Annotated in this window: 14 protein-coding genes; 5 read left to right on the top strand and 9 right to left on the bottom strand. The window is 47.8% G+C overall.

What is annotated here, in order from left to right:
- On the bottom strand, nucleotides 1-1129 hold a 1129-nt coding region (locus tag ACWA6V_RS05995), incomplete at its 3' end, for a pyridoxal phosphate-dependent aminotransferase (protein WP_449521626.1).
- 96 nt (nucleotides 1130-1225) lie between these two features.
- On the opposite strand from ACWA6V_RS05995, the gene msrB reads away from it, so the two are divergent.
- The 4 genes from msrB (at nucleotide 1226) to ACWA6V_RS05975 (ending at nucleotide 6826) form a co-directional block, all read left to right on the top strand.
- A complete protein-coding gene (gene msrB / locus ACWA6V_RS05990; protein ID WP_310072266.1) occupies nucleotides 1226-1627 on the top strand; it encodes a peptide-methionine (R)-S-oxide reductase MsrB in 402 nt (133 codons plus the stop codon).
- A 239-nt stretch (nucleotides 1628-1866) separates the two neighbouring features.
- A complete protein-coding gene (locus tag ACWA6V_RS05985; protein ID WP_449521625.1) occupies nucleotides 1867-3000 on the top strand; it encodes an efflux RND transporter periplasmic adaptor subunit in 1134 nt (377 codons plus the stop codon).
- 12 nt (nucleotides 3001-3012) lie between these two features.
- Entirely contained in the window at nucleotides 3013-6132 is a 3120-nt protein-coding gene (locus ACWA6V_RS05980) for an efflux RND transporter permease subunit (protein ID WP_449521624.1), read from the top strand.
- Nucleotides 6125-6826 (top strand): LamG domain-containing protein, encoded by a 702-nt coding sequence (locus tag ACWA6V_RS05975; protein WP_449521623.1) that lies wholly within the window; start codon nucleotides 6125-6127, stop codon nucleotides 6824-6826. Before ACWA6V_RS05980 ends, ACWA6V_RS05975 begins: the two co-directional genes overlap by 8 nt.
- Before the next feature lie 44 nt (nucleotides 6827-6870).
- Here the strand turns inward: ACWA6V_RS05975 and ACWA6V_RS05970 are convergent, their stop codons facing one another.
- The 3 genes from ACWA6V_RS05970 to ACWA6V_RS05960 form a co-directional block, all read right to left on the bottom strand.
- Nucleotides 6871-7656: a hypothetical protein gene (locus ACWA6V_RS05970; RefSeq protein WP_449521622.1), complete on the bottom strand. Its 786-nt coding sequence runs from the start codon at nucleotides 7654-7656 to the stop codon at nucleotides 6871-6873.
- Between the two features lie 90 nt (nucleotides 7657-7746).
- On the bottom strand, nucleotides 7747-9135 hold the full coding sequence (locus ACWA6V_RS05965; RefSeq protein ID WP_449521621.1) for a carbohydrate-binding protein: 1389 nt from the start codon (nucleotides 9133-9135) through the stop codon (nucleotides 7747-7749).
- Between the two features lie 555 nt (nucleotides 9136-9690).
- Nucleotides 9691-11418: a proline--tRNA ligase gene (locus ACWA6V_RS05960; protein ID WP_449521620.1), complete on the bottom strand. Its 1728-nt coding sequence runs from the start codon at nucleotides 11416-11418 to the stop codon at nucleotides 9691-9693.
- A 126-nt stretch (nucleotides 11419-11544) separates the two neighbouring features.
- On the opposite strand from ACWA6V_RS05960, the gene ACWA6V_RS05955 reads away from it, so the two are divergent.
- On the top strand, nucleotides 11545-11967 hold the full coding sequence (locus tag ACWA6V_RS05955) for an HIT family protein (RefSeq protein ID WP_310072281.1): 423 nt from the start codon (nucleotides 11545-11547) through the stop codon (nucleotides 11965-11967).
- 66 nt (nucleotides 11968-12033) lie between these two features.
- Here the strand turns inward: ACWA6V_RS05955 and ACWA6V_RS05950 are convergent, their stop codons facing one another.
- The 5 genes from ACWA6V_RS05950 to ACWA6V_RS05930 form a co-directional block, all read right to left on the bottom strand.
- Nucleotides 12034-12516, bottom strand: coding sequence for an HU family DNA-binding protein (locus ACWA6V_RS05950; protein ID WP_310072283.1), 483 nt, complete (start codon nucleotides 12514-12516; stop codon nucleotides 12034-12036).
- Nucleotides 12517-12860: 344 nt separating this feature from the next.
- Nucleotides 12861-13361: a DUF7931 domain-containing protein gene (locus tag ACWA6V_RS05945; protein ID WP_449521619.1), complete on the bottom strand. Its 501-nt coding sequence runs from the start codon at nucleotides 13359-13361 to the stop codon at nucleotides 12861-12863.
- A 12-nt stretch (nucleotides 13362-13373) separates the two neighbouring features.
- Nucleotides 13374-13820 carry a GNAT family N-acetyltransferase gene (locus ACWA6V_RS05940; protein ID WP_449521618.1) on the bottom strand — a complete coding sequence of 149 codons (447 nt, stop codon included), beginning with the start codon at nucleotides 13818-13820 and terminating at the stop codon, nucleotides 13374-13376.
- A gap of 1 nt (nucleotide 13821) precedes the next feature.
- The gene (locus ACWA6V_RS05935; protein WP_449521617.1) at nucleotides 13822-14976 is read right to left on the bottom strand and encodes a ribosomal protein uL16 3-hydroxylase; all 1155 of its coding nucleotides are present in this window, start codon (nucleotides 14974-14976) and stop codon (nucleotides 13822-13824) included.
- A 73-nt stretch (nucleotides 14977-15049) separates the two neighbouring features.
- Nucleotides 15050-15679 (bottom strand): lyase family protein (locus ACWA6V_RS05930; RefSeq protein ID WP_449521616.1); only part of this gene is annotated, 630 nt, incomplete at its 5' end.

The raw sequence follows: 15679 nt of genomic DNA, 5'->3' as shown, positions 1-15679 counted from the left end.
AGTGATCGCGGTTCGGCCAGTTAAACGCGGTGCCCTGAACCAACAATACTTTTTCTTGCAACAAGAAATCCAGAATCATTTGCTGGTCGTCTTTGATCTTGTACATGTTCAAATCCAATTTTGGGAACAAGTACAAAGCGCCTTTGGGTTTTACGCAGGACAAACCGGGAATATCGGCCATGGCTTTTAAGGCGGTATCACGCTGATCGCGCAGGCGGCCGCCAGGAATAATCAATTCGTTAATGCTCTGGTAACCACCTAATGCCGTTTGTACGGCGTACATGGCTGGAACGTTAGCGCAGAGGCGCATGGAGGAGAGCATCTCCAAGCCTTCAATATAACTGCGCGCACGATGCTTGGCGCCGCTGATGACCATCCAGCCGGAACGGAAACCTGCCAGACGGTAGGCTTTTGATAGACCATTGAAACTCACACAGAGTACGTCCTGCGCCAACTTCCCCATAGGGATAAATTCGGCATCGTCGTACAGGATTTTGCTATAAATTTCGTCCGCAAAAATAATCAGGTTGTGGCGACGGGCCAATTCCACAATCGCTTCCAATACATCCTGGCTGTAAACCGCACCGGTTGGATTGTTGGGGTTGATAACTACAATGCCGCGGGTCTTGTCGGTGATTTTGCTTTCGATATCGGCGAGGTCAGGGAACCAGTCAGATTGTTCATCGCACAAATAATGACGAGCTTTACCGCCAGCAAGATTTACAGCAGCAGTCCAAAGCGGATAATCCGGCGCCGGCACCAGGACTTCATCGCCATTATTCAACAGCGCCTGCATGGCCATCACGATCAATTCGCTCGCGCCATTGCCGAGGAAAATATCTTCGATTTCAACGCCGGGTACTTCCAAGCGCTGGCATTCGTGCATGATGGCTTTGCGCGCGGCAAACAGACCTTTGGATGCAGTGTAACCTTCGGCATTGGCGAGGTTGCGGATGACATCCTGAATAATTTCATCAGGTGCCGAGAAACCAAACGGGGCAGGGTTGCCAATGTTCAGTTTCAGAATGCGGTGGCCTTCTTCTTCAAGGCGGTAAGCGTGGTCCAATACCGGGCCACGTATGTCATAACAAACTCCATTGAGTTTGTCGGATTTCTTAATCGGGTTCATTTGCAGTAAGATGCCTTGATTGCGGTCGTGCGTGATTGCGGTTGAAAAACACTCGAATAATCGACCTTAACTGGTTGATCTGTCAAGGAAATCCTTATGGCTGATAACGAAAACCTGACCGACGCCGAATGGCGGGAAAAATTAACCCCTGAGCAGTACCGGATTTGCCGTGAAAAGGGCACCGAGCGCCCCTTTACTGGCGAGTATTGGCAGGAATTCAGTGCCGGCGATTATCGCTGCCGCTGCTGTGGTGAACTTTTGTTTGATGCTGATACCAAGTTTGATGCCGGGTGCGGTTGGCCAAGCTTTTATGCTCCGGTCAATAAAACGGCAATCCGGGAAAATATGGATACCAGCCATTACATGGTGCGTACCGAGGTGGTTTGCCGCAAATGCGATTGCCATCTCGGTCATGTGTTCACCGATGGGCCAGCGCCGACCGGTTTACGGTACTGCATCAACTCAGCATCAATTCTCTTCTCTCCTGATGAAAAATAATGCAACGGCAGCTGCGGTGAATAACCGGCTGCCGTTCTTTTTTTCTTGCACAATTGCGCCTAAAGGTTTGATTTTGTAAACAAATGTTAAACTTGCAGGAACGTCTAGGTTGCCGTTTATCCTTTAGCAACATCTTTGCGTAATAGGCTGCAACATCAAACAGCCGTGTTACTTATTTTCTTTGGCAGCGCCGCAAAATCACTTGAATAATGGCGATGCTTTATTTCCAGGGAGATCTTATGAATCCACATCCGCATGTTTCGCTACGCGGTTCGCAATGCTTATTGAATAATTTGCGCGTCATTGTATTTGGCTCCTTTGCTTTTGTTGCCAGCGCCTATGCGCAACCTCCTGCAGATAAGCCTGTTGAGGTCATCGTACAAGCTGCGAGCATCAAGAGTTTGACAACCACTATTGAAGCACTCGGGACTCTGCGCGCAAACGAGGCGATTACGCTGACCCCTAATGATACGAAGAAAGTGACGCGGATTAACTTTGAGGACGGCCAGCGCGTTGAAAAAGGTCAGGTACTGGTGGAGATGACGAGACGAGAAGAATCAGCACTGTTAGAAGAGGCGCGCTTTAACGCCGATGAGGCCAAAAAACAACTCGACCGTGTGCAAGAGTTGGCTAAACGCGGCGCCGCTTCCCAGTCGCTGCTGGATCAACGTGTGCGTGAATTTGAGTCTGCGCGCGCGCGCTACAATGCGACTGAATCGCGCTTGAAAGATTTGGTGTTGTTAGCGCCTTTCTCAGGTGTGGTTGGTTTGCGCGAAGTGAGTGTCGGTGCATTGGTTTCGCCTGGAGACCGAATTACCACTTTGAATGACGATTCAAAAATGAAACTTGATTTCACTGTACCTGGAGTTTATTTGCGCAGCTTGTCGGCGGGTTTGCCGATTGTTGCAAAGAGCCGTGACCTAGGCAACAAGGTTTTTGAAGGAGAAGTTTTTAGCATTGATAACCAAATCGATGAAGTGACTCGTTCAATTAAAGTGCGTGCGTTGCTGGACAATAAAAATCACGAATTAAAGCAGGGTATGTTGATGTTGGTCGATTTAAAAGCGGCATCGCGTGATGCGCTGGTTATTTCTGAGTCTGCTTTGGTTCCACTTGGCAGTAATAATTTTGTATTCGTGTTTAATGAGGCGAGTGGCACGGTTGAGCGTCGCCAGATAACTATTGGCGAGCGTCTTGCGGGATCCGTGGAGGTACTAAGTGGTTTGAGCTTGGGCGATAAGTTGGTCACTCATGGTTTACAAAAAGTGCGCCCTGGTCAAAAAGTAAAGGTAATGGCTGAAGAAAAACCTGCTGTGGATCAAGTCGGAGAAAGTACACACTTATCCGATTTGATTAAACCAAAAAATAACTGAGGGTAACTTGCAATGATGCTCTCGGATATTTCCATCAAGCGACCGGTATTTGCTTCCGTAATTTCAATTTTACTAATTGCATTCGGCATAGTGGCGTTTGATCGCCTGACTCTGCGTGAGTATCCCAATATTGATCCGCCCGTTGTTTCTATTCGCACCAATTATCCCGGTGCGGCAGCGAGTATTGTTGAAACACGAATTACCAAGGTGATTGAAGATCGTATCTCTGGCGTAGAGGGCATTCGTTTTATTGAGTCCTCTAGCGAAAATGGTATCTCCAATATAGTGGTGCAGTTTGATACCGGACAGGATATGGACTCTGCCGCTAACGACATTCGTGATCGTGTGAATGGCGCCCTGGGCAATTTACCTGTCGAAGCCGATCCGCCTGAAGTTCAAAAAGTCAGCTCAGATGAAGATGTAATCATCTGGTTTAATTTTGCTGGCGAAAATATGACGATGCCGGAACTTTCCGATTATGCGCAGCGTTATCTAATTGATCGTTTTTCGGTTATTGATGGCGTGGCGCGTGTCCGCATTGGTGGTGAGATGCGTTACGCCATGCGGTTGTGGTTGGATCGACGTGAACTTGCGGCGCGTAATCTCACAGTAAATGACGTGGAAGCAGCACTGCGGGCAGAAAATGTCGAATTGCCAGCAGGTAGCATTGAGTCTCTTGAGCGGCAATTTACTGTGCGAATGGCTCGCTCCTATCGTACGGTCGATGAATTTAGTCAGCTGGTTATTAAGCGCGGTGACGATGGCCATCTAATTCGCTTGGGTGATGTTGCCAAAGTAGAAAAGGGTACCGAGGAGGACCGTACGTTATTTCGCGGTAATGGCGTTACTCAAGTCGGTATCGGTATTGTCAAACAATCTACCGCCAATACAATTGATGTGGCGCGTGGTGCAAAGGCCGAGCGCGATAAAATTAATGCGATTTTACCCGATGGAATGCGCCTTGAGGACAGCTATGACAGCTCTGTATTTATTGAGCGCGCTATTCACGAGGTCTATATTACCCTCAGTATTGCTATTGCGTTAGTGGTGTTGGTGATTTACCTGTTTCTTGGCAGCGTTCGAGCGATGTTAGTGCCAGCCGTTGCAGTGCCCGTGTCTATTATTGCCACCTTTACGGTACTTGCTGTAATGGGTTTTTCAGTTAACATGTTGACGTTATTAGCTCTGGTGCTTGCTATTGGATTGGTTGTTGATGATGCGATCGTAGTGCTGGAAAATATCGTGCGCCACATAGAAGAGAAAGGTAAAACGCCACTGCATGCTGCCTATGATGGTGCACGCGAAGTAGGGTTTGCCGTTATCGCCACAACTTTAGTCTTGATTGCGATATTTGTTCCGATTGTATTTTTAAAGGGCGACATAGGACGTTTGTTTTCCGAGTTTGCCATCACCATGGCTGCTGCAGTCGGCTTCTCAGCATTAATTGCACTCACGCTTTCGCCCATGCTCGCCTCCAAAATGCTGGTGCGCAATGAAAATAAAAATAACTTTGTTGCATCGATTGAGCGGGGAATGTTGCGCCTGCGCCTGCGCTATCAGCATGCCATCCGCGCTTGTTTGCGCCGTGCAAAATTAATCATTGTAAGTTTCGCATTATTATTGTTGGGTACGTTTTTTCTTGCCCAACAAATTCCCTCCGAATACGCGCCACGTGAGGATCGCGGTACTTTTTTTGTGATGGTGAATGGCCCTGAGGGTGCCAGTTACGCCTACATGGAAGAGTACATGACCGAAATTGAAAGCCGTATGATGAAATATGTAGAGGCGGGAGAAATCGATGGGTTAATGGTACGTGCTCCACGCGGTTTTGGTGCGATAGAAAGTTTTAACTCGGGCATGATTATCGCGGTGATGAATGATTGGAGCGAGCGCCGCGGTGCATTTGTGGTGATGGATGAAATTCGTCAAAAGCTTGCGGATTTACCCGGTGTAACCGCAGCGCCTGTAATGCGCCAAGGCTTTGGTTCGCAGGCGACTAAACCCGTGCAATTTGTTTTGGGAGGAGGCACCTACGAGGAGTTGGCTAAATGGCGCGATATCTTATTAGAGAAACTGGAAAAAAATAATCCAGGCTTAACGGGTATCGATTGGGATTACAAAGAAACCAAACCGCAAGTCGAGGTGCTGATTGATACCAATCGCGCTGCAGATTTGGGCGTGAGCGTAAATAATATCGGTCGTACGCTTGAAGCTATGTTGGGGTCGCGTCGTGCAACCACTTACATTGATGACGGCGAAGAATACGATGTGATTATGCAGGGCGAGCGCGATGAGCAGCGGACAACGACTAGTTTGCAAAACATGTATGTCCGGTCGGAGCGTTCAGGCGAATTAATTCCATTGTCGAATCTGGTTACCTTGAAGGAGGTAGCCGATGCCAGCCGCTTGAATCGTTATAACCGTATGCGTTCGCTCACCATCGAAGCTAACCTTGCTGATGGACTTGCCTTGGGTGATGCGCTTAATCATCTCAACGGTTTGGTGCGCGAGCATCTGCCATCGACCGCTGTTGTGGATTACAAAGGCCTGTCACGCGATTTCCAAACGGCTGGCAGTTCGATCATGTTTATTTTCTTGCTGGGAATATTAATTACCTTTTTAGTACTGGCAGCCCAGTTTGAAAGCTACGTACACCCGTTTGTAATTATGCTCACCGTGCCGCTAGCGATACTGGGTGGAATGCTGGGGCTTTATTTAACGGGCAGTAGTTTCAATCTCTACTCGCAAATTGGTTTGTTGATGCTAATAGGGTTGGCCGCAAAAAATGGCATTCTTATTGTGGAATTCGCCAACCAACTGCGAGATCGAGGTGTGGAATTTACCGAGGCATTGTTGGAGGCATCCTCTGCGCGTTTGCGTCCAATTTTAATGACCAGCCTTACTGCAGTTGCGGGCGCTATTCCGTTGGTGATTTCGTCTGGTGCTGGTTCAGAAACACGTTTCGTTATCGGTGTGGTAGTCATTTCCGGTGTGCTGGTCGCAACTTTTCTTACACTCTTTTTAGTTCCTGTGGCCTACAGTTTACTCGCGCGCAATACAGGTTCACCCGGTGATGTAGAGCGTGAGTTGTTGCAAGACCAAGCCCGTTACACCGGAGCTGATGATGAATAAGTTGCAAGCGACTATGAAATTATTACTGCTTCCCGCCACACTGGTGTTGGTTGCCTGTGCTGCGCCAGTGGGAGTATCGACTGATTCTTCAGTATGGAATATCAATTCGCTAAGTCGGATTGGCGGTGCGTCGGCCGAGGTCTTGGGAAATCCTCAAGTTGTGAATACCGCTCTGGGCGCTGCGGTGCGTTTTGATGGTGATGGCGACCGGTTGTTGGTGGATGCAAATCCTTTGGGTGATGCGAACGAATTTACCATCGAGATTATTTTCAATCCGGCGGATGCTTACCCGAATAATCTTGAACCGCGTTTTTTTCATATTGAATCGCGCGACAATCCGAATCGTCGCGTCACAATCGAATTGCGATTGAATGATAAAAAGCAGTGGTATTTGGATGCGTATATCAAATCGGAAAAATCGCAATTTATGTTGATTGACCCAACCAAAGTTCATCCCATTGGGGAGTGGGCGCACGCAGCGATAACGTTTAAAAATCGCGAGTTTGTTTCCTACGTAAACGGACAGCAAGAGTTGGTAGGGCAGGTGGACTATTTGCCGATTGCCAGCAATGCCAAAACGTCGATTGGCGCGCGCATGAATCAAGTGCATTGGTTTAAAGGGGATATTGCGCAAGCGCGAATCACCAGGCGCGCTTTATCACCGGCTGAATTTCTGAAAGTGCCGTCCCGATAATGTGTATCGGCTCTATATGCAAGAGCCGATATTTTTTCACATCATTAATGGTTATGCGGTGTACCTTGGTTGTTAGCGTAGTTGGGATCTACATCGGCCGGATGTATAGCGTCGCTCACTGATGTGTCTGCTTTAAACAACAATTGGCTCGACGCAACCCAACCTTTATTGCCATGTGCTTGGATAACGTAGTGACCATCCGGCGTGTCGAAACGGCCCACGGTTAATTGTTGTCCGGGCGTAAAACTTACACTGTATTTTTGTCCGTCATCACCTTGAATGTGGCCGTGCCAGCTGATGCTGTTGTAATCGTGCTTCTCTACTTTATCGATAGTCACTTTATAATCTTTGGCATTTTCATCTACGCGGACATTGACCTGGTCACCGGGCATTAATGTTTCAATTTTTAAACTATCCAATTCGATAAATTGACGGCCATCGGTAAATTCTTCTGGCTGCAATGGCAGTTCGCGGGGAATGTCGTCCGTTGGCGTCCAACTGCTAGTGCGATTGACTGCGGCGGCAACTTCACTATTGGAAAATTGCTGATTAGGCCTGCGTTGTTGCATAGCCGCCAAGCGCTCTTGTAATTCGGGTGCGATTGCCTGTTCATCCGCTGATGATGTACTTGAGGAATTCTGTGCTGTGCGTTGATTATTTAACTGACTATTATCATCAACAACACTGGGGGACGATTTTTGTAGGGTTACCGCCGGGTCGATAATATTTGTCGACGCATCTTTTGACGGTTGGGCAAAAAAATACACGACGCCCATTACAATCCCGCCAGCAATTACTGTTTTTAGCCAAAAATGTCGTTGGGTTTGCATAACTCTCTCGCTCATTATTGTTTTGGTGAGAATATAAATCGCGGAATAGGCATCAGGAATCGATGCCAATTCCACGTGTACAAGCTTGCGTTAGCGCTTAATACGAATCCAGTTAATATTCCATCCACCAGTTTTGGCAAACACGCCAAAATTATAAGTGCCTGCATTCATATTGACGGTTTGTGTAACGGTGGTCCAATTTTGCCAACCGCCGGTTGCCGGTATGGCTACTTCACCCAACAGAATTCCACCCCCATTTAAATCGGCTGAGAGTCTGCCGCCACTCGGGCTCGCAACACGGTATTCAATTGTGTAGGTGCCGGTCGTTGGAATGGTGATATTGCTGTAAGCCATCCAATCATTTGCCTCAATCCAACCCACATTTTGACCGCCGCCGGTATCGGTAGTAGCTTCAGTTTGCACACCGTTGTTAGCAAAATAATTTTCAGCCTGGATCAAAATATTAACGCCGCCGCTCGCCGTCACGACAATCGAACTGGCAGTATCGTTAAATCCTTCATTCACCAGGCAGTTATCGTCACCGGTTTTAGTGATAGAGTTGCCGCTGAAATTGTCATTTTGATAGAGCGTAATACTGTGACCCGCTTGAACGCGGAGCGATGAAATATCATCGTTGATAATGCCGCGTGCTTGCAATTGACCCAGTGTGTACCTGCCAACTGGTAAGCCAACGTTGTAGCCACCGTAGTCGCAATGCTGTGAAACTTGTACCGGACCAGAAGCACCTGCGGTTGGGCGGAAGCCTGCAATTTCGTCGCGGACATTGTGAATAGCCAGTGCGCCGTAAGCTTCATTGGCTTGTCCCACGGCTATACCACAGGGTAGTCCGCGGCAGGTGAGATTGGGGTTGGAGAAACGATTGACGCGCGTAGTATTAAATACGCCTTCGTAGGCCATGATATCGACGAATACGTTATCCACCCCGTAACCAACACCATAACGGAAGCGTGCACCTGATTGGTCACCCTGTTTGCGGGAGTGATTCAATCCCATGTTGTGTCCCAGCTCATGCGCCATGACGATAGGGCCGCAACCCGGTGCTGTAACGTTCCATGTCCAGTTTTTATCGACAGCCACGTAGCCAACACCACAAGCGCCTTTTTGGTGAAGTTGGGATACAAAGTCTGCTCCCAATTGATCGCGCAGGGCAATGGCGGCACTGTTAAGGCGGAGGTTGCCCAATACCGCACCCATGTCGGCGCCCGCTTGCTCCATTTCACGCACACCGACCAAACGTAGTTGCACGTCGATCTGACTGTCGGCATAAGCCGCATTCATTTGATTGACCCAACTGTTCATTGCAGTTTGTGGGTCGCCACCAAAATAGTTTTTGGTGAAGTTATCGTAAAGGACCAGTAAATCAACGGTGGCCGCTTGTGCGGTGCTAGCAAGTGCACAGCTAGTGATGCCGGCAAACAACAAATGCCTGGCGGTATTTTTTACGCGATGAAAGTTCATTGCATTTCCTCTCAATTATTGTGTGATGAGTCTATCAATGCGAAATAAATTCGATATCCCGATCGCCCATTGATCGGGTAAGTCGAATTTTTAGGGAGGCATGGAATATTTTTATCGTGATATCAGCTTAAAAAAACAATACAACCATGCGTACAGCGAGGCCAAGTTAACACTCATGCTTGAAGGGGCGTTGCAACCTGCGTCACAGCGTTTTAAAGGTGCCAGTTAATAATTAAAGTGGGAATTCTTCTGGAGAAGTTCGATTTTTTTTAAGCGAATGCCACTTTATGAAGTGGTACAAAAAGCCGATTTTTTATGCGTGAGTGCACACAATAAGCGGACTTTGCACAACAATTTATTGCGACCAAAACACACAAGGTTTGAGCACTGAGATTTCGGGAATTCTTGTCGAAGTGGATGGCGGAGAAAAAATAAGTACGACTTTTCACTTCAGAAGAGAAATGTGCGCTAGTGGAAGCTATTGTGGATTCTATCTGGGGGCTGGGATGACGAAGTGCCCCCTCGATAATTCGAGGGGGCAAAGACAAGGTGGGTTTACACTTTCACAGTGGCTTTCAGGAAGTTCACAATATCGTTTACCGGAATTTCCTGTTTCTCCGCATCACGACGCCCTTTGTATTCGATGCTACCTGCCTCCAGCCCGCGATCGCCAATCACAATGCGATGTGGGATACCCATCAGGTCGGTATCTGCCAGCATGGTTCCGAGACGTGCCTTGTCTTCATCCATCAACAAGACATCCAAGCCTGCCTCTTGCAGTTGCGTATAAAGCTCTTCGCATTTGGCGGCAACAGCTGGGGATTTCTGCATGTTGATCGGCACTATGGCGATATGGAAAGGTGCAATGGAATCTGCCCAGATAATACCGTTTTCATCAAAATTCTGTTCAATGGCCGAGGCGACAACGCGAGTTACGCCAATACCATAGCAACCCATAATCATGGTTTGCTCTTTGCCGTTAACATCCAACACTTTGGCTTTCATCGCTTCAGAATATTTGGTGCCGAGCTGGAATATATGGCCCACTTCAATGCCGCGTTTAATTTCCAGCGTTCCCTTGCCGCAAGGGCTTGGGTCACCGGTCACTACATTGCGGATATCGGCCACCAATGGAGCGCTTGCATCGCGCTCCCAATTCACACCAGTCAGATGGAAACCATCTTTATTGGCACCGCAGACAAAATCCGAGAGGTGCGCAGCGGAGTGGTCAACAATCACGGCGATCTTCAGACCGACTGGACCCAGTGAACCTACGCCAACACCCAACTCCGCTTTGATGCGCGCTTCAGGTGCGAAGGTCAACGGCGATGCGATACCGGTTAATTTCTCTGCTTTGATCTCATTGAGTTCGTGGTCGCCACGTAATACCAGCGCTACCAGCGGCTGAGTTTTATCTTCGCGTACTTCACCCAGCACGATCAGGGTTTTTACCGTTTGTTGCGGGCTGACTTTCAGGAACTCACAGACTTCATCGATACTGTGTTTGCCTGGGGTTGCGACTTCCTGCATCACGTGTTGTGCAGCGGTGCGTGGTGTCGAAGGTGGCAGAGCTTCGGCTTTTTCGATATTGGCGGCGTAGTCGCTGGCATTACTGAACGCAATATCGTCCTCACCACTGTCGGCCAATACATGGAATTCATGGGAGAAGGCGCCACCGATTGAGCCGGTATCGGCCAATACCGGGCGGAATTGCAATCCCAAGCGGGTGAAGATATTGCAGTAGGTCGCATGCATCACATCGTAAGTTTCTTGCAGCGACTCAGTGCTGGTGTGGAAGGAATAAGCATCCTTCATGATAAATTCACGCGAGCGCATTACGCCAAAACGAGGACGAATTTCGTCGCGGAATTTAGTTTGGATTTGGTAAAAGTTCGCCGGTAATTGCTTGTAGCTTCTGATCTCATTGCGGATCAAATCGGTAATCACTTCCTCGTGGGTTGGGCCGAGGCAAAAAGGGCGCTCATGGCGATCAGTCATGCGCAGTAACTCCGGGCCGTATTGCTGCCAGCGACCCGACTCTTCCCATAATTCTGCGGGTTGTACTACCGGCATCAACACTTCCATCGCGCCGGATTTATTCATTTCTTCGCGTACAATTTTTTCGACTTTACGCAGTACGCGCAAACCCATCGGCAACCAGTTATAAAGGCCTGAGGCCATTTTGCGGATCATGCCCGCGCGCAGCATCAATTGATGGCTGATAACTTCCGCATCTGAAGGTGTTTCTTTAAGTGTGGCAATTAAAAATCGGCTGGAACGCATAGTTATGACTTCTTGGTAGCTATAATGGGTTTCAAAGCCGCTTATTCTACGGCGGTTGGAGATATTGGTATAGCGCCTCGGGTGCTCCAGTGTCTATCTCTTGTCAAATAAAAGAAGGAAGGCACCATGTTTGAACTTCATCCTCGTCTTGCCCAAGACTCTATCGTTATCGGTGAATTTGATTTATCGCTACTGCTGCTAAGCCGTGATGCTAATTATCCCTGGTGCATTTTGGTGCCCAAGCGCGAGGACGTGTATGAGATACATCACTTGGCAGAAGATGAGCAGCTGCAGTTGATTCGGGAGTCTTGTCGTTTGTCAGAGGTGATGACCAGCGTGTTTGATGCCGACAAAATGAATGTGGCGGCACTTGGCAATGTGGTGCGCCAGCTCCATATTCATCATATTGCCCGCTTTACCGACGACCCGGCATGGCCACAACCGATTTGGGGTAAGCTCCCCGCAAAAGAATACACGGCGGATGAGTTTGCTGAGCGCATCAAGCGCTTGCAAAATGCTCTGGTGGGCGAAGGGTTCAGGGTTTTATAGGTTGATTTAAATATCAATAAAAAGCCCCGCAGTTGCGGGGCTTTTTGCGCAAGAAGCTGTGAGTATTTAAACGGCCATTTCTTTCAGTTTTTTCAACGGGCGCACTTTCACAGAGGTGCTCGCTGGTTTAGCTTTGAACATAACTTCTTCGCCAGTGAACGGGTTGATACCTTTTCGTGCTTTAGTGGCTGGCTTTTTAACGGTGGTAATTTTCAGCAGGCCAGGGAATACGAATTCTCCTACGCCTTTTTTCTTGATGTGGCCTTCAATAATGTTGGTCAGCTCGTCCAATACGGCTTGAACTTGTTTTTTGCTCAACTCGGTTGAATCAGCAATTTGTTGCAGCATTTGGGTTTTGTTTTGGCGTTCAGCAATTGGCTTAACAACTGCTGGAGCAGCTTTAACAGCAGGTGCTTTTTTAGCAGCGGCTTTTGGTGCTGGTGCTTTTTTAGCGGCAGCTTTTGGTGCGGCTTTAGGGGCAGCAGCTTTAGCAGCAGGTGCTTTTTTAGCTGGAGCAGCTTTAGGGGCAGCAGGTTTTTTGGCGGCCATATTGGTTTCCTTCTATTTATTGATGAGTGGGTATGCTTATCTTTTGAACAAAGATGCTCGTGTAATAATAGCGTAGTAACTAACTATAGTGACTACGTATAGCAACAACGTGAATTGCAGAGTCTGGTTGATCCTGGCAATACTCGTCCAACAACTTTTATAACAAAAAGCCCTGCATTTGTAGGCTCAAACGGCTCTAAACGCGGATTGACGCTATATATATAGGATAAAAAAGTAATCGGCAACAAAAAATATGCTGCTTTTCCGGCAAAAACTGCTTTTTTTACGCGTTGTGAAGTTTAGCAACAGTTTTTATGGGTATTACCGGGGGGAAGGTGTGTAGCTTAAACGTGCAGTACCTGAAATTCAGGCTCAAGCTCGCCGTATTCCCATAGGTAATTAAATTCTTCGCGCAAGGACTTTATCTCACTGGCGGCGGCACTATTGAAAAAACCGCGATGCAGTGCATCATCGTTTTTATAGAGTAGCTTGTTAGTATCACCCAACATAAAACCCATTTCTTTATTGTTGGGTTCAACAGTCATTTTACGCACTAGAATTTTGGATGAAAGCCGCTGGGCAAGCTTTACAAGTAAATGCCCGGTTGCGATCGCGGGTTTGGTATCTTTAATCAATATTTGCACTTGTGCGTTGCGACTGGAGCGCACAAAATCTGATAAGTGTTGTACGCATTCTGGTGTAGCGTAGACAAGTGCATCCAGGTCGCGTGTGAGAATGGCGATTGAACGGCGACTTTGGGTGATCAATTGTTCGCTATGAGTGCGAAAATCCGAAATTCCATCCAGTAGCCACAGCGTTTCACTTGCTGACGATTGTTCAGCCATCTGGTTACTCCTTTAATATGCTAAATGCATACTGATATGAGGTATTCCCGCATCCATAAATTCAGCACCTTGTGCGATAAATCCAAGCCTTTCATAGAAGTGCCGACGTTCAGTCTGCGCGTGTAAATAAATGTGATTCGCGGGCGTTGTTTTTTTGCAATAAGCGATTACAAACTGCATCAATTGATGGCCAATACCTTGGTTGCGAAAAGATTCGAGAATGGCAACTCGACCAATGTGATACAGAGCATTTTCGCCCGATGTCTCGTGCAATAATCGGGCACAACCTATGGCCTCGCCAGTTGCTGATAAGGCTAAAAAATGCATCGCTTGCTCATCCAATCCATCCCACTCATCTGCTGCACAAACCTGTTGCTCGTGCATAAAAACATCGGTACGGATTTGAATTAAATCTGCTTGATGTTGCTGCCAGCTGGTGGGAATAATTGTGATCTGCATGCTATTCATCGACCAATAAGGTTTCCTGATTGACCAGTTGGGTAATCGCCGCGCGATTCTGTGGATCTTGCACTAGCTCTTTGAGTTCGCGCCAACTAATCTCCACTTCTTTACACACTAGCTCAGCCAGTTCGCGCGAACAGCAAATTGCTTCGCCATCGGCAAATAGTAGCGTACCTTTGGTGTCGCTATGAAAGGCGAGGCGAGCTGAGGGGTGGCGCCAGAGCAATTCGCCATCAGCGAGAGCTGATTGCCATTCATCCGCATCTATATCCATCGGCTCTTCGTCGGTGTGATCCAAATATTTGCGTTCGGTCATAAATTTTCCGAACCAGTGGGCAATATTTTCTGCGGTTAAATGCTGTTGCAGAATTTTCTGTACCTGTGCGATGGCCTCTGCACCAATCTCGCCAGGGTTATTTTGCAGTTGCAAATCCGGATCGCTAAATCGCAAATCATCGGCAATTGATAGTGCAACTTCCTGGCCGACTTCTGAAATAATATCTGCATGGCTGGGTGCGCGGAAACCGATTGAGTAGGTCATGCAGTCATCGCCTTGTGCATTACCCCAGTGGGCAATACCAGGCGGAATGTAGAGCATATCGCCGGGTTCAACTACCCATTCATCCGTGGTGTGGAATTCACTCAGGATTTTTAAGCGGGTGCCTTCCACGCGCGGTGAATTGTTATCGCACATCTGACCGATTTTCCAGTGACGTTTCCCCAAACCTTGCAGCAAAAATACATCGTAATAATCAAAGTGTGGGCCGACACCGCCTTTATCCGGTGCGTAGCTGATCATGATGTCATCCAGACGCCAGTTGGGAATAAATCGAAATGCATCGAGCATTTGGTTTACTTCCGGTACATATTGATCGGCTGCCTGAACTAATAATGTCCAATGACTTTCCGGTAATGTCTCGAACGTTTTTTCATCGAACGGACCGTTGCGTAACTCCCAGGGTGTCGCTCCATTTTCCAAAACGATGCGCGATTCCACTTCCTCCTCCAATGCCAAGCCCGCTAGCTCATCGGGCGAAAGTGGAGATTCAAAACCGGGAAATGCATTGCGGATAAGCAGCGGCTTTTTTTGCCAGTAATCGCGCAGAAATTCTTCAATGGGCATATCGCCAAGATGGGTGAGTGGTGCGGTCATTTTTATTACCTGAAAATAAAATGGGAATCAAAATAAGAAAGGGCTCTTGAAGAGCCCTTTATTTTTTCACGGTTTAGATCGCCTTGGCTTGATCTACCGCATTGCCAATGTAATTGGCGGGCGTTAAATCGCGCATGGTTTGTTTGGCGTGTTCGGGGATATCCAATGTTTCTACAAATGCGGCGAGCACTTCGCGGTTGATGGTCTGGCCACGAGTCAGCGCTTTTAATTTCTCATAAGGTTCAGCGACGTTGTAGCGGCGCATAATGGTTTGGATTGGCTCGGCCAATACTTCCCATGAATTATTCAAATCTTCCGCGAGACGCGCACGGTTGATTTCTAATTTGCTCATACCTTTTAAGGTGGATGCGTAAGCAATCATGCCGTAACCAAAACCAACACCCATATTACGCAATACAGTTGAGTCGGTCAGGTCGCGCTGCCAGCGGGAAATTGGCAATTTTTGTGCAAGATGGGTGAAAATCGCATTGGCGATTCCGAGGTTACCTTCGGAGTTTTCAAAATCGATCGGGTTCACTTTATGCGGCATAGTGGATGATCCCACTTCACCGGCGATGGTTTTTTGTTTGAAGTAACCGAGGGAAATATAACCCCACACATCGCGGTCAAAATCGATCACGATGGTATTGAAACGCGCAATCGCGTCAAACAAATCAGCAATGTAAACGTGCGGTTCGATTTG

It is taken from the genome of Cellvibrio sp., assembly GCF_053579595.1.
This window is presented reverse-complemented; position numbering and strand designations above follow the sequence as displayed.